The organism is Uliginosibacterium sediminicola, assembly GCF_039631295.1.
GTDB classification, from domain to species: Bacteria; Pseudomonadota; Gammaproteobacteria; order Burkholderiales; family Rhodocyclaceae; genus Viridibacterium; species Viridibacterium sediminicola.
Genome location: NZ_JBDIVE010000019.1, coordinates 16375 through 35163 on the forward strand (window position 1 = coordinate 16375; position 18789 = coordinate 35163).

General features: G+C 62.5%; 20 protein-coding genes. 7 read left to right on the top strand and 13 right to left on the bottom strand.

Annotated features, from left to right (window positions below):
• Positions 1-19: 19 nt before the first annotated feature.
• Both ABDB84_RS19765 and ABDB84_RS19770 read right to left on the bottom strand, forming a co-directional pair.
• Positions 20-442: an ExbD/TolR family protein gene (locus ABDB84_RS19765; protein WP_345921509.1), complete on the bottom strand. Its 423-nt coding sequence runs from the start codon at positions 440-442 to the stop codon at positions 20-22.
• A gap of 10 nt (positions 443-452) precedes the next feature.
• Positions 453-1067: a MotA/TolQ/ExbB proton channel family protein gene (locus ABDB84_RS19770; RefSeq protein WP_345921510.1), complete on the bottom strand. Its 615-nt coding sequence runs from the start codon at positions 1065-1067 to the stop codon at positions 453-455.
• A 373-nt stretch (positions 1068-1440) separates the two neighbouring features.
• On the opposite strand from ABDB84_RS19770, the gene xseA reads away from it, so the two are divergent.
• Positions 1441-2799, top strand: coding sequence for an exodeoxyribonuclease VII large subunit (gene xseA, locus ABDB84_RS19775; RefSeq protein ID WP_428715110.1), 1359 nt, complete (start codon positions 1441-1443; stop codon positions 2797-2799).
• 130 nt (positions 2800-2929) lie between these two features.
• A complete protein-coding gene (locus tag ABDB84_RS19780; RefSeq protein WP_345921512.1) occupies positions 2930-3511 on the top strand; it encodes a superoxide dismutase in 582 nt (193 codons plus the stop codon).
• 75 nt (positions 3512-3586) lie between these two features.
• On the opposite strand, the gene nadC is transcribed toward ABDB84_RS19780, so the two are convergent.
• Entirely contained in the window at positions 3587-4435 is an 849-nt protein-coding gene (gene nadC, locus ABDB84_RS19785; protein WP_345921513.1) for a carboxylating nicotinate-nucleotide diphosphorylase, read from the bottom strand.
• A gap of 69 nt (positions 4436-4504) precedes the next feature.
• Here nadC and ABDB84_RS19790 point away from each other — a divergent pair, with 69 nt between their 5' ends.
• On the top strand, positions 4505-5980 hold the full coding sequence (locus tag ABDB84_RS19790) for an FMN-binding glutamate synthase family protein (protein WP_345921514.1): 1476 nt from the start codon (positions 4505-4507) through the stop codon (positions 5978-5980).
• On the opposite strand, the gene ABDB84_RS19795 is transcribed toward ABDB84_RS19790, so the two are convergent.
• Positions 5968-6870: a DMT family transporter gene (locus ABDB84_RS19795; protein ID WP_345921515.1), complete on the bottom strand. Its 903-nt coding sequence runs from the start codon at positions 6868-6870 to the stop codon at positions 5968-5970. The two genes, ABDB84_RS19790 and ABDB84_RS19795, sit on opposite strands and share 13 nt — an antisense overlap.
• An 86-nt stretch (positions 6871-6956) precedes the next feature.
• Positions 6957-7805, bottom strand: coding sequence for a flagellar motor protein MotD (motD, locus tag ABDB84_RS19800; RefSeq protein WP_345921516.1), 849 nt, complete (start codon positions 7803-7805; stop codon positions 6957-6959).
• Between the two features lie 170 nt (positions 7806-7975).
• Here motD and ABDB84_RS19805 point away from each other — a divergent pair, with 170 nt between their 5' ends.
• Positions 7976-9241, top strand: coding sequence for a methyl-accepting chemotaxis protein (locus ABDB84_RS19805; RefSeq protein ID WP_345921517.1), 1266 nt, complete (start codon positions 7976-7978; stop codon positions 9239-9241).
• Positions 9242-9305: 64 nt separating this feature from the next.
• Here ABDB84_RS19805 and dapB read toward each other — a convergent pair whose 3' ends face one another.
• Together dapB and ABDB84_RS19815 are read right to left on the bottom strand one after the other, a co-directional pair.
• Positions 9306-10109 (bottom strand): 4-hydroxy-tetrahydrodipicolinate reductase, encoded by an 804-nt coding sequence (dapB, locus tag ABDB84_RS19810; protein ID WP_345921518.1) that lies wholly within the window; start codon positions 10107-10109, stop codon positions 9306-9308.
• 16 nt (positions 10110-10125) lie between these two features.
• Positions 10126-10488: an outer membrane protein assembly factor BamE gene (locus ABDB84_RS19815; protein ID WP_345921519.1), complete on the bottom strand. Its 363-nt coding sequence runs from the start codon at positions 10486-10488 to the stop codon at positions 10126-10128.
• Between the two features lie 171 nt (positions 10489-10659).
• On the opposite strand from ABDB84_RS19815, the gene fur reads away from it, so the two are divergent.
• Positions 10660-11091: a ferric iron uptake transcriptional regulator gene (gene fur, locus ABDB84_RS19820; protein ID WP_345921520.1), complete on the top strand. Its 432-nt coding sequence runs from the start codon at positions 10660-10662 to the stop codon at positions 11089-11091.
• A 75-nt stretch (positions 11092-11166) separates the two neighbouring features.
• Here the strand turns inward: fur and ABDB84_RS19825 are convergent, their stop codons facing one another.
• The 6 genes from ABDB84_RS19825 to ABDB84_RS19850 all read right to left on the bottom strand — a co-directional run bounded on the left by ABDB84_RS19825 (position 11167) and on the right by ABDB84_RS19850 (position 16946).
• Complete coding sequence (locus ABDB84_RS19825) at positions 11167-12678, bottom strand: UxaA family hydrolase (protein ID WP_345921521.1); 1512 nt, start codon at positions 12676-12678, stop codon at positions 11167-11169.
• Between the two features lie 75 nt (positions 12679-12753).
• The gene (locus tag ABDB84_RS19830) at positions 12754-14262 is read right to left on the bottom strand and encodes a tagaturonate reductase (RefSeq protein ID WP_345921522.1); all 1509 of its coding nucleotides are present in this window, start codon (positions 14260-14262) and stop codon (positions 12754-12756) included.
• A gap of 162 nt (positions 14263-14424) precedes the next feature.
• On the bottom strand, positions 14425-15369 hold the full coding sequence (locus tag ABDB84_RS19835; protein WP_345921523.1) for a sugar kinase: 945 nt from the start codon (positions 15367-15369) through the stop codon (positions 14425-14427).
• Positions 15370-15732: 363 nt separating this feature from the next.
• Positions 15733-16344 (bottom strand): 30S ribosomal protein S4, encoded by a 612-nt coding sequence (gene rpsD / locus ABDB84_RS19840; protein ID WP_345921524.1) that lies wholly within the window; start codon positions 16342-16344, stop codon positions 15733-15735.
• 50 nt (positions 16345-16394) lie between these two features.
• Positions 16395-16646: a hemin uptake protein HemP gene (gene hemP / locus ABDB84_RS19845; RefSeq protein ID WP_345921525.1), complete on the bottom strand. Its 252-nt coding sequence runs from the start codon at positions 16644-16646 to the stop codon at positions 16395-16397.
• Between the two features lie 21 nt (positions 16647-16667).
• Positions 16668-16946 carry a hypothetical protein gene (locus tag ABDB84_RS19850; protein ID WP_345921526.1) on the bottom strand — a complete coding sequence of 93 codons (279 nt, stop codon included), beginning with the start codon at positions 16944-16946 and terminating at the stop codon, positions 16668-16670.
• A gap of 251 nt (positions 16947-17197) precedes the next feature.
• On the opposite strand from ABDB84_RS19850, the gene ABDB84_RS19855 reads away from it, so the two are divergent.
• The gene (locus ABDB84_RS19855; protein ID WP_345921527.1) at positions 17198-17902 is read left to right on the top strand and encodes a 4'-phosphopantetheinyl transferase family protein; all 705 of its coding nucleotides are present in this window, start codon (positions 17198-17200) and stop codon (positions 17900-17902) included.
• Between the two features lie 162 nt (positions 17903-18064).
• Positions 18065-18715: a hypothetical protein gene (locus ABDB84_RS19860; RefSeq protein WP_345921528.1), complete on the top strand. Its 651-nt coding sequence runs from the start codon at positions 18065-18067 to the stop codon at positions 18713-18715.
• Positions 18716-18789: the final 74 nt, after the last annotated feature.

Consider the following 18789-nt stretch of genomic DNA (forward strand, 5'->3'; position numbering starts at 1 on the left):
AAAAGGGCGTGAGTGAAACTTAGTGCGTGGCCTGGGTGGCAAAGGTCACATTGGCCAGACCAGCGCGCTGCGCCGCCTGCATGACATCAATGACACGCTGGTGTGTGGCCTGCGCATCGGCATTGATCACCAGCACCGGCGGCTTGCTGTTGCCGCTCGGCACCAGGCGCTGCAGGGCGGCGGTGATCGATTCGATATCCTTGCCGCTGACCGGGCTGCGGTTGATGATCACCTCGCCCCGTGCGGTAACTGCGACTTCGATTTCCTGCGATTTCTGCTCGGCGGCGGGCGAATCGGCCGTTGGCAGATTGATTTCCAGGCCCGAGAAGCGCGAGTAGGTCGTGGTCAGCATCAGGAAGATGATGATCACCAGCAGCACGTCGATCAGCGGGATCAGGTTGATCTCCAGCTCTTCCTTGCCACGTCCGCGTCGGAAATCCATACCTCAGCTCCTACTTGCGTCGCTCGCCATGCACGGCTTCGACCATGCGCACGGCTTGCTGCTCCATGTCGACGATCAGGCTGTCGACCAGAGCTCGATAGTGGCGATGGGCGATCAGCGAGGGAATGGCGATCATCAGACCGAAGCCGGTGTTGTAGAGCGCCACCGAGATACCGTGCGCCAGTTGCTGCGGATCGGTACCGCCACCGGCCGGATTCTGCGCGCCAAACAGTTCGATCATGCCGATCACGGTGCCGAACAGCCCCATCAGCGGACTGACGGTAGCAATCGTGCCCAGGGTGGTGAGGAAGCGCTCCAGGTCATGCGCCACGGCGCGGCCGGCTTCCTCGATGGATTCCTTCATCACTTCGCGTGTCGAGCGCATGTTGCGCAGACCGGCGGCGAGCACCTGGCCCAGGGGCGAATGGGCATGCACGCGCTTGATCAGCTCGTCACTGACGCCGTTCTGGCGCAGCTCGGCGACCAGCTTTTCGAGGAAGCCCGGCGGCACGATCTGGTTGCGGCGCAGCGAGATGGCGCGCTCGATGATGAGCGCCAGCGAGATGATGGAGGCCAGCAGCAAAAAATAGATGGGCCAGCCAGCGGCGTGAAGGATGTCCAGCACGTGCACAACTCCTTTGAGCGATCAGGCCCGAGACTGTAGCCGTGGTCCCGCCGGGGAGCAAGCACGGGATGCCGGAAGGCATTTTCACCGCTCGGCGCGGGCTCGCCAAGGGATTACCCGAGTCACATGGAAACGTCATCACGACAATCCACAGAAACTGTGGACAACTTTGTGGGTAGTGCTTGGGTGAATGCGCCAAGTGGCCGTTCCAAAAGGATTTTTAATAGCCCGATCAAAAATGAAGCGGCCCAAGCAATCATTTAAAATCAATAACTTAATAATTTAAGATGATGTCAAGCGGCCAAGAACATCTATTTTTCACGCGATCCGGGATGTTTCAGCCGGGCATGGGAGATTTCGCTAGAATGTGGACATGAACTCTATTTATGGCAACGCAGCAAGCGTCGGTAGTGGCGCCGTTCGCGTGTCAGAATTTCTCCGACAAATCCGCCGCCAGCTCGAAAGCGGCTTCCCGCTTGGCTGGGTGCAGGGCGAAGTGTCCGGCTTGAGCCGGGCAGGTTCCGGCCACCTGTATTTTTCGCTCAAGGATAGCGACGCTCAGCTGCGCTGCACCATGTGGCGTAACCGCGCCCAACTGCTGCCTTTCCAGCTGCGTGAGGGCATGCAGGTCGAAGTGCGCGCCCAGCTGACCGTCTATGAAGCACGCGGCGATCTGCAGCTGTCGGTCGAACACATCCGCCCGGCTGGTCAGGGCAATCTGTTCGAAGCCTTCATGCGCCTCAAGAGCCGCCTGGAGGCCGAAGGCCTGTTCGCCAGCGAACTCAAGCGCCCGCTGCCACGCCTGCCACGCTGCATCGGCATCATCAGCTCCCCGGATGCCGCCGCCTTGCAGGACGTGCTGGCCAGCTTGCAGCGACGTGCCAGCGGTCTGCAACTGGTGCTCTACCCCACCCGCGTTCAAGGTGAAGGCGCAGCGGCGCAGATTGCCGAAGCCATCGCCAGCGCCAATGCACGGCGTGCCGAAGATGCCTGCGAAGCGCTGCTGCTGTGCCGTGGTGGTGGCAGCCTGGAAGACCTGTGGGCGTTCAACGAAGAAGTGGTGGTACGCGCCCTGCGCGCCTCGGCCTTGCCGGTGATCTGCGGCGTCGGCCACGAAACCGATACCACGCTGGCCGACTTTGCCGCCGACGCCCGCGCCGCAACGCCGACCGCAGCGGCCGAACTGATCAGCGCCGGCCTGTTCGCCTTGCGCGGCCAGCTGCCGCTGATCGAGCGACAACTTCGCGACAGCGCCCTGCGCGCCCTCGCCCGCCGCCATCAGCAACTCGATCTGCTGGAGCGGCGCCTGGTTCATCCGCGCCAGCGCATGGCCGCACTGCAAGCGCATCTCGAACAGCTGGGCCTGCGTCTGCAGCACGCCACGACGCGCGCGCTGAGCACGGCCCGGCAAAACACGCAGCAGCTGCAGGCGCGCTGGCTGCGCAGCCCGCCAAACCTGAGCGCACGCCGGCAGCAACTGGACAGCCTGCACACACGCCTGGAGCAGGCCTTGCAGCGGCAGCAGCAAGTGCGTCGCCACAGCCTGCAACAGCTAGCCACCGCGCTCGAACTGCTCAACCCCGGCGCGGTACTCGAACGCGGTTACGCCATCGTGCGCGACGCGCAGGGCCACATCGTGCGCGATGCGACCATGCTCAAGCGCGGCGACACGATCGACATCGCCCTCGCTCGTGGACAAGTCGGCGCGCAGGTCACGGACAGCCAGAGCTGAACACACGCAGACTGATATACATCGCACAAAACATGATTGTCAGCAGCGGCCGTTCCCGACTAAACTCCCAGAGCCAGTTCCCGACTAAACTACTCAAGCTTTTCCGATACCCTTCAAGGAGCTTCTAAAAATGGCGCACACCCTGCCCCCCCTGCCCTACGAAAAAGATGCCCTCGCACCGCATCTGTCCGCAGAAACCTTCGAGTACCACTACGGCAAGCATCACCAGGCCTATGTGACCAACCTCAACAACCTGATCCCGGGTACCGAGTTCGAAACGGCAGCCCTCGAAGACATCGTCAAGAAGGCGTCCGGTGGCATCTACAACAACGCCGCCCAGATCTGGAACCACACCTTCTTCTGGAGCTGCATGAAGCCCAATGGCGGCGGCGCTCCGACCGGCGCCCTGGCCGATGCAATCAATGCCAAGTGGGGCAGCTTTGATGCCTTCAAGGAAGCCTTCACCAAGAGCGCTGTTGGCAACTTCGGTTCGGGCTGGACCTGGCTGGTCAAGAAGGCTGACGGTTCGGTCGACATCGTCAACACCGGCCCCGCCGGCACCCCGCTGACCACCGCCGACAAGGCCCTGCTGACCATCGATGTGTGGGAACACGCCTACTACATCGACTACCGCAATGCCCGTCCGAAGTTCGTCGAAGTGTTCCTGACGAGCCTCGCCAACTGGGACTTCGCTGCAGAGAACTTCGCCTGATCGACGCGAATCTGCCGCAAAAAAAGCCCGGGCATGCCCGGGCTTTTTCATGTCTGCCGCCGCAAAGCGATCAGCTTATTCCTCAATGTGGCGCAGCGACAGGTCGATGGCGCGCACGTCCTTGGTCAGACCGCCGACCGAGATGCGATCCACACCGGTTTCGGCAATCTCGCGCACGCGCTCCAGATTGACCCCGCCCGAAGCTTCGAGCTGGGCGCGGCCAGCGGTGATCAGCACCGCTTCGCGCATCGTCTCGTTCGTCATATTGTCGAGCAGTACCATGGTCGCGCCGGCTGCCAGCGCTTCGTGCAGCTGCTCCAGGCTTTCCACTTCGATCTCGATGAAGGCCGTGGACGGTGCAATCTCGCGTGCCCGCGTCAGCGCCTGACGCACGCCACCGGCGGCGATGATATGGTTTTCCTTGATCAAGACGCCGTCATAGAGGCCGATACGATGATTGAGACCACCACCGACACTGACCGCGTATTTCTGCGCCAGACGCAAACCGGGCAAGGTCTTGCGCGTATCGACGATGCGTGCGCGGGTGCCGGCAATCGCCTCGACAAAGCGCGCCGTGGTGGTCGCCGTGCCGGAGAGCAATTGCAGGAAATTGAGTGCCGTGCGTTCGGCAGTGAGCAGGCTGCGTGCGCTGGCGAAGATGTCACAGAGCAACTGGCCGGGCTTGACGCGTTCGCCGTCCTTGACATGCCAGACGACTGAAGATTCCGGCTCCAGCATCTGGAACACGGTGTCGAACCAGGCCGTGCCACAGACAATGGCTTCCTGGCGAGTGATGACGCGGCCGCTGGCATTTGCACTAACAGGGATCAGCTGTGCGGTAAGATCGCCAGTGCCAATATCTTCGGCAAGGGCGCTGGCGACTTCTCTTTGAATCTCGACGCGCAATTGCTGGGTCAATTCCATGATGGTCCTGAGCGATTTTGGATGTTCGGGGTTCGATTCTACACGTCGGGAGCGGTTCGAATGAATGCCATGCCCAGTCTGCTTACCATCCTCAGCGTCAGCCTCGGCAGCTTGCTGACCATCGCCATCGTTGCCGTACTGGTGTATTGGTATGTCCAGGACATCACGCAGAAAAAGCACACCATCCTGCGCAATTACCCGCTTGTCGGGCATCTGCGCTACTTTTTCGAACGTCTGGGCGAATACTTCCGGCAGTACTTCTTCCTTGGCGATCGCGACGAAATGCCTTTTGATCGCGCCACGCGATCCTGGGTTTACCGCCTCGCCAAGAACGAGGGGGGCGTCATCGGTTTCGGCTCCACGTACCGTCTACAGGATCCGGGCGCGCTCATCTTCGTCAATGCGCCCTTTCCCGTACTCGAAGAAGATCGCCTGCCCACACCACCGCTGATCATCGGCGAGGGACACTGTGCCACACCCTTTACGGCGCGCTCCATCATCAATGTCAGCGGCATGAGCTTTGGCGCCATCTCGGCGCCGGCAATCCGCTCACTTTCGCGCGGCGCAGCTGCCGCCGGATGCTGGATGGATACCGGTGAAGGCGGTCTGTCGCCGCACCACCTCGAAGGCGGCTGCGATGTGATCATGCAGATCGGCACGGCCAAGTACGGCGTGCGCGACGCCAATGGCCATCTCTCGCTCGACAAGCTGCGCGAGCTGGCCGCACACGAGAACGTGCGCGCCTTCGAGATCAAGCTGGCGCAAGGCGCCAAACCCGGCAAGGGCGGCGTGTTGCCGGGCGGCAAGGTCACCGAGGAGATCGCGCGCATCCGCGGCATTCCGGTCGGGGTCGATTCGATCAGCCCCAACCGCCATCTGGACATTGCCAATATCGAAGAGCTGCTCGACTTCATCGCACGGGTGCGCGATGTCACCGGCAAACCCGTTGGCATCAAGACTGCGGTCGGCGGCCGCATGTTCATGAATGATCTGTGCGAAGCCACGCTGCGGCGCGGCCTCGATGCGGCGCCCGACTTCATGGTCATCGACGGTGGCGAAGGCGGTTCAGGCGCGGCACCGCAAGCGCTGGCCGACCACGTCGCGCTGTCGATCAATGAATCCCTGCCGCGCGTGGTCGATGCCCTGCTCGCGGCGGGCATGCGTGATCGCGTCAAGGTGGTGGCGTCGGGCAAGCTGATCACCTCGGCACGTGTCGCCTGGGCGCTGGCCTGCGGTGCGGACTTCGTCAATACCGCGCGCGGCTTCATGTTCGCGCTCGGCTGCATCCAGGCGCTGCGCTGCCATACCAACACCTGCCCGACCGGCATCGCCACCCACAACGTCCGCCTGCAGCGCGGTCTGGTGATCGAGGACAAGGCCGAGCGCGTCGCCAACTACGCCAGCAGCATCAACAAGGAGGTGGACACCATCGCCCACTCCTGTGGCCTGCGCCACGCCCGCGAATTCAGCCGCGAGCATGTGCGCATCGTGCAGATGGCGGGTCAGTCCGAAGCGCTGTCTACGCTCTATCCTTATCCGGCCTGAGCGCGGCGGCGCTCGGCCAGCGCCACCACCACGCCGCCAGCGGTGATGACCAGCATGCCCAGCACGCTCAAGGCATCCGGCACCTGCTCAAAGGCCAGCCAGCCGAGCAAGGCCGCCCACAGCAGCTGGGCATAGCTGATCGGCGCCAGCACCGAAGCTGGCGCGTCGCGAAACGCGAGCGTGAAGCACAGATGACCGAAGAAGCCGAAGCTGCCCAGGCACAGGTAGAGCAGGATCTCCAGCAGCGAGGGCATCTCGCTGAACCAGAACCAGGGTAGCAGCACGCCGAACACCACCGAGCCCAGCAGCGCCGAGTAGTACAGCATGGACACCGCGTTCTCGCTGTAGCTGAGCACGCGGGTGAACAGCTGGTAGGCCGTCATGCACAGGGCGACCAGCAGGGCGCAGGCCACGCCCAGCGGGTCCAGATCGCCCCCGGGGCGGATGATCAGCAGCACGCCGGCAAAACCGCCCAACACGGCGAACCAGCGCAGACGGCCGATGCGCTCATGCAGGATCGGCCTGGCCAGCAAGACCACCAGCAGCGGTGCCAGATAAACGATCGAAGTCGCCTCGGCCAGCGGCAGGCGGCGCAGCGCCAGCATCATGAACACCGTGATACCGATCAGACAGGCGCCGCGCAGCAGCACCCAGTGCGGGCGCTGCGCATGCACGAGCTGGCGCCCCATGCTCGGCATGAAGATCGCCGTCATCCACAGCAGATGTACGAAGTAGCGTGTCCAGGCCACCAGCGGCACCGAATGGCGCAACGCGAGGTATTTGGACGCAGCGTCCATCCCGGCAAAGAAAAACAAGGCCAGCGCGTAGACCAACATGCCACGCAAGGGAGAACGCAGCCCGCTGGGGCGGGCCAGATGAAGGAGACGCAAGGGACTGCCCAAGGAACATCGAACCGCCATCATGCCGCAGGCCGCACGGGTGCGCCAGCGGCTGGTGCACAGCAGCGGCCGAAAGTTCAGGGCTTGGCTGCGGGGCTCAGGCTGAGGTCCTCCGGCATGCCGAGCGCGCCCGAGGTATCGCGCACGCTGGCCGGTTCAGGATCGCCCGCCGTTTCGGGCAGCTGGGATTCGATCAGGATGGTCACCCGCCGGTTACGCGCGCGGCCATCCGGCGTCGCGTTGTCGGCAATCGGGCGCTGATCGCCATAACCGGCGGCGGTCAGGCGTCGCGGGTCGACGCCGCTGGCGACGAACAAGCGCACCACCGAGGAAGCGCGCACCGCTGAGAGCTCCCAGTTGGACGGAAAATTGGGATTGCTGATCGGCAAAGTGTCGGTGTGCCCTTCCACGGTAATTGGGAATTCCCCCGCCGCCACCACCGTCGCCACCGCCTGCAAGGCGCGCAGTGCGGGCGCGCCGAGTGCCGCATCACCGGGCTGGAACAGCACGCTGGCGTTGATCTCGACCGAGATGCCATGCGCCCCCTCGGTGACATGCACCTGACCGCCCTTGACCAGCGGATCGAGCACGCGCTTGATGTCCTCCGCCATATTGCGCATCTTGGCGCGCTGTTTGGCGCGCTGGGCCTCCACTTCCGGATCGACCTTGGGCGGCCGCGCAACGCTGGCCACAATCGGCGGACCGCTCGGAATCGGCTGCGAAATCAGTACATTACCCTGCACATTGACATCACTGCGGAAAGCCTGGACGAGGGAGTCGGACAAAACCCGGTACTTGCCTTCGTTCACCGAACTGACGGCATACATGACCACGAAAAAGGCGAATAGCAAGGTAATGAAATCCGCATAGGAGACCAGCCAGCGCTCGTGGTTTTCGTGTTCTTCTTCCTGCTTTTTGCGGGCCATGGCACCTGTTCCGACATGCGTACGGCTGTGTTAACGGCAGCACTGCCCTGCAACTTGACCGCGCCCAGCCAAGCCGCGGGCAGAGCGGACGGCCGCCTTTTGCGCGCGACGCTCAAGTCGCCTGGTCTTTTTGACGTTATCTGCCCTACAAATGCCGGGAGGACTTCCTCATGTTGAAAAACCCGCTTGCCAGCATGCGCAACCAGTTGTTGCTCGTGTGCGGATCAGGCACGAGCTGTGTATTGATCGCTGCCGGTGTCGGCCTGCTGACGCAGTCGCGTGCCGTAGACGAGTTGAGTGCCGAACTGCAGAAGCAGCAAGCAGTCGTCCATCCCGCCATGCAGAGCATCATCGACTCGGCGCAAACCGCACTGTGGCTGAGTCTGGCACTGATGGCGGTCGTCTGCGTCGGCGCCCTGGGCAGCTTTCTGTGGCTGCTGCAGAAGCATCTGGTGCAACGCACCGCCAAACTCTCGGACGATCTCAAGCGCCTGGCCTCCGGCGACTTCCGCCAGGCCGTCAATCTCGAACACAGCGAAGAGCTGCGTCGCGTCGCCGAATCGGCGGAAACCATCCGCCAGGGGCTGGGGGCACTGATCGCCCAGGTGCGCGAGAGCGCCGTCACCCTGCAACAAGGCGTGGACAACGTTGCCGATGATGCGGCGCGCGTCTCCGACGCCTCGCTGGAGCAATCTCAGGCCACCTCGAAGACTTCAATGTCGATGCAGGACCTGACCCAGTCGATGCAGAACATCACGCGCAACGCCGACAGCGCCAACCGCCTCTCGCACGACAGCCTGCAGCAGTCGCGCAATGTGCGGACCAAGCTCGACGAGGTCAAACGCGTCATCGACGAGGCGGCCCAGGTCATCCAGCGCGTCGCCAGCGCCTCGCAGGACTCGCTGCACAATATGCAGCGCATCAGCTCGATGACCCAGCAAGTGCGGGAAATTGCCGATCAGACCAATCTGCTCGCCCTCAATGCCGCCATCGAAGCGGCGCGTGCAGGCGAAGCCGGCCGTGGTTTTGCCGTGGTCGCCGACGAAGTACGCAAGCTCGCCGAGAAGTCCGGCCAGTCGGCCGCGCAGATTGACGCCATCACCGCCTCACTCAATGGCCAGGCCGCCGATCTGGAACGCTCGGCCGCGCATGGCCTGGCCGCCATCGACAATAGCCGCAGCGGCATGGATGAAACACAGACAGCGCTGGCCGCCGCCAATGAGGCGGTCGCCAAGGCGACCAATGAACTGGACGCGATTGCCGACTCGGTGCGCGAACAGAATCAGTCCAATGCCGAGATCGCCCGCAATGTCGAGCGCATCGCCAGCATGGTGGAGAACAACAACAATGCCGTCTCCAGCATGACCAGCTCGGCCGAGAAGCTCAATGCCCTGGCCGGCAAGATGAACAAGGTCGTCTCCACCTTCAAGCTCTGAGCGGCGCCAACGCAATAAAAAAGCCATGGCATGCCATGGCTTTTTTTGCGGGCAGTGCGCGGGCCTACTTCAGACCGAGCACGTCCTGCATGTCAAACAGGCCATTGCGCTTGCCTTGCAGGAACAAGGCTGCGCGCATCGAGCCGCTGGCGTAAGGCATGCGGCTGCCCGCCTTGTGCGAAATCTCGACGCGCTCGCCCAGCGCGGCGAAGGTCACGGTGTGGTCGCCCACGATGTCACCGCCACGCACCGTCGCAAAGCCGATGGTCTCGGGCTTGCGCTCACCGGTCACGCCTTCGCGGCCATACACCGCGCATTCAGCCAGATCACGCCCGAGGCCCTTGGCCACCACTTCGCCCATGCGCAGCGCGGTGCCCGAGGGCGCATCAACCTTGAAGCGATGGTGCGCTTCATAGACTTCGACGTCGTAGCCGCTGTTGAGGATCTGCGCCGCCACTTCGAGCAGCTTGAACACGGCGTTGACACCCGTCGCCATATTGGCCGAGAAGACCACCGGAATGTGTTCGGCAAAGGCAGCGATCTGCTGTTTCTCTTCCGGCTTGAAACCGGTGGTGCCGATCACCATCGCCTTGCCGGCGCGGCGCGCGGCCTCAAGGTGCAGCAGCGTCGCTTCGGGCCGCGTGAAATCGATCAGGCAATCGGCCAGCGCAAAGGCTGCGTCGACATCGGCGCTGATCGCCACCCCGGTATTGACGCCCGCGAAATCGCCCGCGTCACGCCCCAGCCAGACGCTGTCGGGCCGGTCCAGCGCAGCGACCAGTTCAACGCCCGGCGTCTGCTGGCTGGCTTCAATCAGCATGCGGCCCATGCGGCCGGAGCTGCCTGCAATTGCAAGTTTGACTGTCATGCTTGTTCCGTAAAAATCAGGGCGCCGCGACCGGCGCGCTTTGTACCACCGGGGCCGACAAGGCCAGCGCGGGCACCACGTCACCCTCGATGCTGAGCAGCTTGCCGTCCTTGAAAATCAGGGTGATGCGCTTCTGCTCGGTCAGTTTGCCTGCCGGGGCGAAGCGATAGACATAGTCCCAGCGATTGGCATGGAACGGATCGAGGAGCAGGGGCGAACCCATGATGAAGCGCACTTGCTCTTCGGTCAGGCCCTGTTTGAGCTGAGCCAGCATCTCTTGCGAGACGTAGTTGCCCTGGCGCACATCCATGCGATAGATGCCCAAACCCTTGGTCCATGAGCAGGCCGGCAGCGTCAGCAGCGCTGACAACAAGATCACACCGGTAATCAATCGACGGTTGCGGGATAACGTGCAAAGCATTGCTCAAACCCTTGTCAGTCCGGCCAGGCACCACGCCCGCACCTCGGAAGCTCCCCCAAGAGGGAGCGCGAAACTATATCATAGGGGCCTTGCTACCCGCGCCCTGGCGCCCGTGCACCGGAGATGAATATGGCCTCACCACAAAGCCTCAAGAATATGGGCCTCAAGGCAACCCTGCCGCGCCTGAAGATTCTGGACCTGTTCCAGCGCAGCAGCGAACGCCACATGACTGCCGAAGATGTCTATCGACTGCTGCTCACCGAAGAGCTGGACGTCGGCCTGGCCACGATTTACCGCGTCCTCACGCAGTTCGAACAAGCCGGTCTGCTCAAGCGCCACCACTTCGAATCCGGCAAGGCCGTGTTCGAACTCAACGAAGGCCATCACCACGATCACATCGTCTGTGTGGACTGCGGCCATGTCGAAGAGTTCTTCGATGCCGCCATCGAAGAGCGCCAGCACCAGATCGCCGCCGAACGTGGCTTCAAGCTGCGCGACCACGCCATGCACCTCTACGCCGAGTGCGCCAAGAAGGACTGCCCTAACCGCAACAAGGGCTGATCTGCCGGCAAGACCCACCCGCCAGAAAACAAATCGGGGCGCCCAGGCGCCCCGATTCTTTTGCGTCGCCCCGACTTACATCACGGCGCCGATCTGCCAGGGCAGGAATTCGTCCTGACCGTAACCGAGCACTTCGCTGCGCGTCTTCTCGCCCGAAGCGTGGCTGATGATGGCGTCGAAGATGCGTTGGCTGATCACCTGCATCGGCACGCCGTCGATCAAATCGCCGGTATTGACGTCCATGTCCTCGCGCTGGCGATCCCACAGCACATTGTTGGTGGCGAACTTGATGGTCGGCACGCCGGCGCAGCCGAAGGCTGAACCACGACCGGTGGTGAAGCAGATCACCTGCGCACCGCCCGCAGCCTGGCCGGTGGCCGAGACCGGGTCGTATCCCGGAGTGTCCATGTACACGAAACCCTTGGCGGTCACCGGCTCGGCGTATTCATAGACGGCGTTGAGATTGGTGGTGCCGCCCTTGGCCACCGCACCGAGCGATTTTTCAAGAATGGTGGTCAGGCCGCCCGCCTTGTTGCCGACGGAAGGATTGTTGTCCATCTCGCCGCCGTTGCGGCTGGTGTAGTCCTTCCACCAGCGGATGCGGTCAAGCAGCTTTTCAGCGATTTCGGGCGTTGCGGCGCGGCGAGTGAGCAGGTGCTCGGCACCGTAGATTTCCGGCGTTTCGCTGAGGATTGCCGTAGCGCCGTGCGCCACCAGCATGTCGACCGCGCCACCGAGAGCCGGATTGGCCGTGATGCCGGAATAACCGTCCGAGCCGCCACAGTTGAGGCCGACGATCAGATGGCTGATCGGCAGCGGCTCACGCTTGTACTGATTGACCGTCGGCAGCATGGCCTGCACGTATTCGATGCCCTTGGCGATGGCCTTGCTGGTGCCACCGAGTTCCTGGATGTTGACCGATTGCAGCATGCCGGCCTCGACACCGCCGATCTGCGCAATCAGCGGCGCCACCTGGGCCACTTCGCAACCCAGGCCGACGAAGACCACACCGGCGACATTGGAGTGCGTGGCATAGCCATTGAGCGTGCGACGCAGCGCCAGCATGCCCTCGCCCGCGCTGTTCATGCCGCAACCGCTGGGGTGCACCAGGGAGATCACGCCATCGACATTCGGGTAAGCGGCCAGCAACTCGGACGTGAAGTGGCGGGCGATGTTGCGCACCACGGTGGCCGAGCAATTGACCGAGGCGATGACGGCAATGTAGTTGCGCGTGCCGGCCTTGCCATTGGGGCGCTTGTAGCCCAGGAAGGTCGCCGGTTCGGCCACTTGCGGCGTGTCGTGGCGGTCCGCACAGAAGGCGTGTTCGCGCTCGAATTCGGCAACGGCCAGGTTCTGCACGTGCACGTGCTTGCCGCGTGCGATGTCGGCCTTGGCGAAGCCGATGATCTGGTTGTAGCGGCGTACGGCTTCGCCGGCCTTGATGGCGCGCGTGGCGATCTTGTGACCGGGCGGGATCATGTCAGCGATGACGAGGTCTTCGCTGTCGATACGATTGCCCGGAATGAGCTGCTGCGTGGCAATGATTACATCATCATTGGCATGAAGGCGGATGGCGGTCGGTTGCATGGAGAGTCTCCGGATGAACGCTGTGTGCTTCAACAGGAAGCACACAGGTCTTGGACAAACAGAACAGGAAGAGGTTTAGAGCAGCTCGGCAATCGCCGCACTGACGCCAACGGCCTTGATGCGCGCAAGACCTGCAGCCACTTGCTCGCTGAGGCCCGGCACGGCATTGAGGTCTTCACCCCACAGGCTGGTGTTGGCCAGCACGCCGCGCACCAGGGCGCTGACATCGGCGCCCGGCGTCCAGCTGCTCCAGGCCTGTTCCAGCGCGGCCAGCACATCGGCATTGTCCTTGATCGGGTAGCTCTGGCCGGCGCGCTCGCCGATGAACTCACCGGCGGCATCGCGCTTGCCGTGGTAGAAGTTGAGCAGCGCCGCCAGCGAGAAGGACAGGAACTTCGGCGCCTTGCCGTATTCCTTGGCGTAGTCCTTGACCGTCGGCAGCACGCGCACCTGCCACTTCGACACCGAATTGAGCGCAATCGAGATCAGCTCATGGCGGATGTTCGGGTTGGCAAAGCGCTCCATGATCGTCGCGGCGTATTGCTTGCGCTCTTCATCGGGCAGCGGCACGAAGGGCACGATTTCCTCGAACATCAGGGTGTTGAGGTACTTCGACACCACGGCGTCGTCGATCATGCTCTGCACCGTGTCCAGGCCGGCGCTGTACGAGGCCAGCGCGCTGGCGGTGTGCGCGCCATTGAGGATGCGCACCTTCCGCGTACGGTAGGGTTGCAGGTCGTCGGTCCACACCACGTCGAGGCCAGCTTGCTGCAGCGGGAATTCCTTGGCGAGGTGCTGCGGACCTTCGATCACCCACAGGTGGAAGGGCTCGGCCGCCACCATCAGTGTGTCTTCGTAGCCCAGCTCGGCGCTCAGCGCAGCGGCTTCACCCGCCGGGTAGCCCGGCACGATGCGGTCCACGAGGGTGTTGAGGAAGTAGTTGTGCTGCTCGACCCAGGCCGCGAATTCGGCCGGCAAACCCCAGCTGGCGGCGTGCTTGAGCACGATGCTGCGCAGCTTGGTGCCATTGGCTTCGATCAGCTCGCAAGGCAGGAACACCAGACCGCTGGCGGCCGTAGCGCCGAGCTTCTGGAAGCGCGCCCACAGCAGCGCAGCGACCTTGGCCGGGAAGCTTTGCGGGCAGACGCCCGCTTGCAGCGCCTCATCGACATGGGCGATGCCCGCTTCGGTGGTGTTGGAAACGACGAAGCGCAGGCTGGCGTCGGTCGCCAGCGCCAGCATGGCATCCCACTCTGCGTAGGGGTTCAGCGCTTGATGCACGCAGCTGACGATGCGGCGCTGATCCACTGCCTTGCCGCCTTGCACGCCGCGCAGCAGCACGGTGTAGAGGCCGTCTTGTGCATTGAGCAGGCCGGCGATGCCGCGGTCGAGCGGCTGGGCGATGGTCACGCGGCCATTGAACAGGCCGGCACCATTGGTAACGTCGACCATCCAGTCGACAAAAGCGCGCAGGAAGTTGCCGTCACCAATCTGCAGAATGCCGACTTGCGGCAGAGCGTTGCTGGCGGCGACTTCGAGGCCTGCGGCGTGGTTCGAAAGCGTTTTGCGACTGAGCGTGGTCATGCATGTCTCCTGGCTTGTTTTCTGACAGAACACATTGTTGTCAGACAAATAAATAAATCAGTGCGATTTATATCATTGCTGCCTGACAACTTACAAGCATCGCATGCAGCAATTTTATGCTGCATCAAACACCGCCCAACACACCGCAGGCTGGCCGCGTCCTCAGCCGAAGAAAAAGACCGGCATCGCACTCAGCGGAATGATCGCGCCCGGGTGCTGGACCACGATGGAGGCCATCTTGTTGCCGTAGCGCCCTGCCACTTCTGGCGGTTTGCCCGACAAACGTGCCGCCAGATAGCCACCGGCGAAGGAATCGCCCGCACCGGTGGTATCGACGACGTGCTCGACACGGAAGGTCGGCACCAGGATCGGCTCCTGGCCGCGCACGCGGATGATGGTCGGATCGGAACCGCGCTTGATCACCACTTCCTCGCAGGGCAGCGAGAACGCGTGCGACAGCGCGGACTCTTCGTCCAGGCCGTAGAGCGCGGCATTGTCTTCCAGCGTGATCAGACAGAGATCGGCATTGGCAAAAGCGCGGTCATACCATTCCTGGGTGCGCGGATCGCCACGCCAGACGCGCGGCCGGTAGTTGTTGTCGAAGAACACCTTGCCGCCACGCTTGCGCAGGCGCTCGGCCAGCGAGAACAGGGTTTCGCGCCCCGAGTCGGGCAGCACGGCCAGCGAGATACCGCTGTAGTAGAGCACATCGAGCTCGTCGATATGCTGCTCGAGCAGGCTGCTGTGCTCCTGGCCGACAAAGAAGTCCTTGGCCGCCGACATGTCGCGCCAGTAGAAGAAGGTGCGCTCACCATTGTCATCGACCTGGATGGTGTAGAGGCCGGGCATCTTGCCTTCGACACGGCGCACCATGCGCGTATCGATGCCTTCCTTCTCCCAGGCTTCAACCATCTTGGCACTGAAGGCATCAGTACCCAGCTGGGTCGCGTAGGAAACCTGGATGCCGCTGTCGGCGCCCAGGCGTGCCAGATAAACGGCGGTGTTGAGGGTGTCACCCCCGAAGTTCTGCTGCATCGTGCCGAACATCTGGCCGCGCAGTTCGATCATGCATTCGCCGAAGAGGGCGATCCGACATTGTTGGTCCATGCTGTGCTGTCTGGAGAAGAGGGAATGAGAAGGGCAGGCAGCCCGGCTTATCCCATCTGCTGCGAGAGCACGACCAGCAAGATCGGGCTCTTTCAGCAGATGGCCAGAGCGCAAAATAGCACATCCGGCAAAGCGATTCTTGACCCATGCCGGGTTGTCAGGCATTGCGCCGACATGTGTATGCGCGGGCGAAACCTGGGCGCCGAAAGCTGGCGCCAGCGCCAGCCTCACCGGCGAGGAACACATCGCCGCTGTGAACGTGACACTGCCCGCCGGACTGCACATCAGCCGGGCGGGCAGCTGCGCCATGCTAGGCGCGTTCGGAATGGCGCGCGCACCCAGGCGGCGCGCGCAAACCGAGGCCTAGAGGCGCTGTGCGTAGTACTCGACCACCAGTTGCAGGTCGACGGGGAACGGCACATCGCTGGCAGCCGGCAGATGCGTCACCGTGACGCGCAGATTGGCCTCGTCCCAGGACAGCCACTCGGGGCGCGTCAGCGCCGGCTCGGCGACATTCAGGCGGATGATTTCCAGTGGCTTGTCGGCGCGCTTGAGCGAGATCACATCGCCCGGACGGGTGCGGTAGGAAGGAATATTCACCGCCCGCTCACCAACCTTGAAGTGACCATGGGTGACCAGCTGGCGCGCCGCCGGAATGGTCGGCGCATAGCCAGCGCGGAACACCACATTGTCGAGACGGCGTTCGAGCAGCTCGGCCAACTTTTCGCCCGCCGAGCTGCGGCCGCGCTTGGCGTCCAGCATCAGGCGGCGCATCTGGCGCTCGCTGAGGCCGTAGTTCATGCGCAGCTTCTGCTTTTCCTGCAGTTGCAGGCCATAGCTGGAGACGCGCTTCTGGCGGCCGCCATGCTGACCCGGCGGATTCGGGCGATCTGCAATGCTCTTGCGGGAAAGGCCGGGCAGCTCAACGCCCAGGGCGCGCATCACCTTGAGGCGCGGTCCGGTAAAACGTGACATGACAATCCTTCTGGAAAACGAACGGCCAGCGCCGTTCAGGTGGATACGACTTATTTGGTCAGAATCAGCTTGCCGCTGCGCGTGATGCGCAGCACATACAGCGAACCGGCATGCTCGATGTGCACGCAGCTGGAGTCGCCCATCAAGCTGGCGCTGGAGAGCACCGGCCAGTTGGACTTGAGCGGCTGCGCAGCGCCAGGCAAAGGCTCTGCGGCCGACGCGGCCGATGCGGCGGCCGCTTGTTCACGGACCAGATCGGTGACAGCGAGATCGAGAAACGGCGGACGGCGCGGATCATTCATGGCAGCAATCTCCCTTTATGTTCAATGCCAGGCAGCCGCTGTTTGCGGCACAGCCTCTTCAAACACCTGCTCATGCGACAACTCCACCGCCTGCTGATACCAGGCCTGCGTGAGCTCCTCACACGACTTGCGCAACAAGGGGTCCACGTCCTCGCCTTCAGCCAGCGCGGCCAGCAACTGCGACAGCGAACGGCACTTGGCAATGCTCAGCCCGTGCATCGCACTGCAGCTGAGCAGATGAATGATGGAGGCCATCAACACGGCAGGCCGTGTCTGGGCAATTTCGGGATCGATATACATCAAGCAAGCTCCTTGCAGACAGCGGCACATGGGCCGGCAGACTACGCATCGAAAAAGGCGCTGGCTTGCGTGCGGACGCACACTGGCTTGCAAAATCCGACTTTCCCTTTGGAGCTCAGAGAGCCCCGACCGCCGGGCACAGTTTCCGGCAGCCCCGCCTTGCCTACCACAGAGGGCAGCAGTCAATACGAGCTACAATTGTATATGCGAACAATTCGCATTAACAAGAAGTCTTTTCACATTCATCAAGAATGCCCAGCCAAACGCCCCCCTCGCCTACCCCGCCAAACCTGCAGACCATTCCCCTGCCGGCCGGGCTGGCTGGCCGCGTCGAAGTCCGCCTGCTCGACCTCGCCAGCGCCGAAGCCGCGCTGCCACTCGCCCTCAGCCTGCTCAGCGCAGCCGAACGCGCCCGCGCCCGCCGCTACCGCCACCCCGTCGACACCCAGAGCTTCGCCCTGACCCGCGCCAGCCTGCGCCAGTGGCTGGCCACGCAGCTGGGGCAAGCCACCGAGCGCATCGACATCATCACGGGCCCGCACGGCAAACCCCGGCTCGCCGACGGCGCGCTGCACTTCAACGTCGCTCACGCCGGGCGCTACGCCCTGCTCGCGCTATCCGCAACACACGAAATCGGCGTAGACATCGAAGCCATCGATCACCAGCGCCCCTGGGCAGACATCGCACGGCAAGCCTTCTCGGCGCAGGAACAGGCCCTCAGCAGCGACGCAGAAAGCTTCTACCGCATCTGGACGGCCAAGGAAGCCGTGGTGAAAAGCTGGGGCAGCGGCATCGACGATGCGCTGACGTCCTTCTCCGCGATTCCTGCTGAAGGCAGACTGCAGCTGCTTGCCAGCACCTGGCTGCCGCAGTTGCCGCATACGGAGGCTTGGTCGCTGCCTGCGCCGGAGGGCTATGCGGCGGCGTTGGCTGTATTGGGGGACGACTTACCTTGATATGCCGTTTGCGTCGCGGCAGTGCTAGATTGAGGCCCCGCACAACGACGTATGCACAACGACCTGCAACCGCGCTTTCGGCTACGGAACCCGAAACTACAACTGCGCGGGAAGCAGTCTTAACTAGTGCGTAATCTGAGGCTTCAGGTGGAGGAACATGAGATGGCGGTGAAGTGGAAAAAATCGGATCGATTCAAACCAGAACTCATATTGAAGCGTGTAGCCGCCACCCGAACCCGAAAGCCAGACGGCATCGGTAGTTCGTTTGCCGGCTTCGAACTTGACTATTCTTTGTCATCTCTTATCTCAATGCTGGAATTTCCTGCTGCTGCTCGCGACGTTGATCCTGCGATATTGATACGTAAGGCAGCTGCACACGACCCCGACGACCTTACCAAAGAAAGCTTTCTCCGAGAGCTCAACAGGCAGCTGACTGCAGAGCTTTCGCAACGGAACAAAGAATTTCACGTCTTAACTTCTGTCTCTTTTGACAAACAGCTGGATCTTGGCTCAATCACTGTTGACAAGGTACACATACGATTTTTTGGTCGCTCACATCCCCGCAAGTATTTGTCACACCGAGCGGCGCTAGTTCAAGACAAGAGAATTCCCGTAAGAAAAGACGCTCCAAGCTACAACCAAGTCATTGCAACAGTGACTGCAAAAAAGCCAGAACACGCAATCTCATCAGCACTTCGCGCTATAGATCTGCATCGAGCACTTTGCTGTCTGCTTTGTAATTCTCAGATGGAGATAGTTGGGGATAGCTGGATACCAATAAACTCAATTCGAGTTGGAGCAATTCACACTTGAATCGCCCCGGGTTTTCTAGACACCCTGAAGCCTTAAACTTTCAGGCTGATGGAGGTGTTTATGAGCAACAAGCG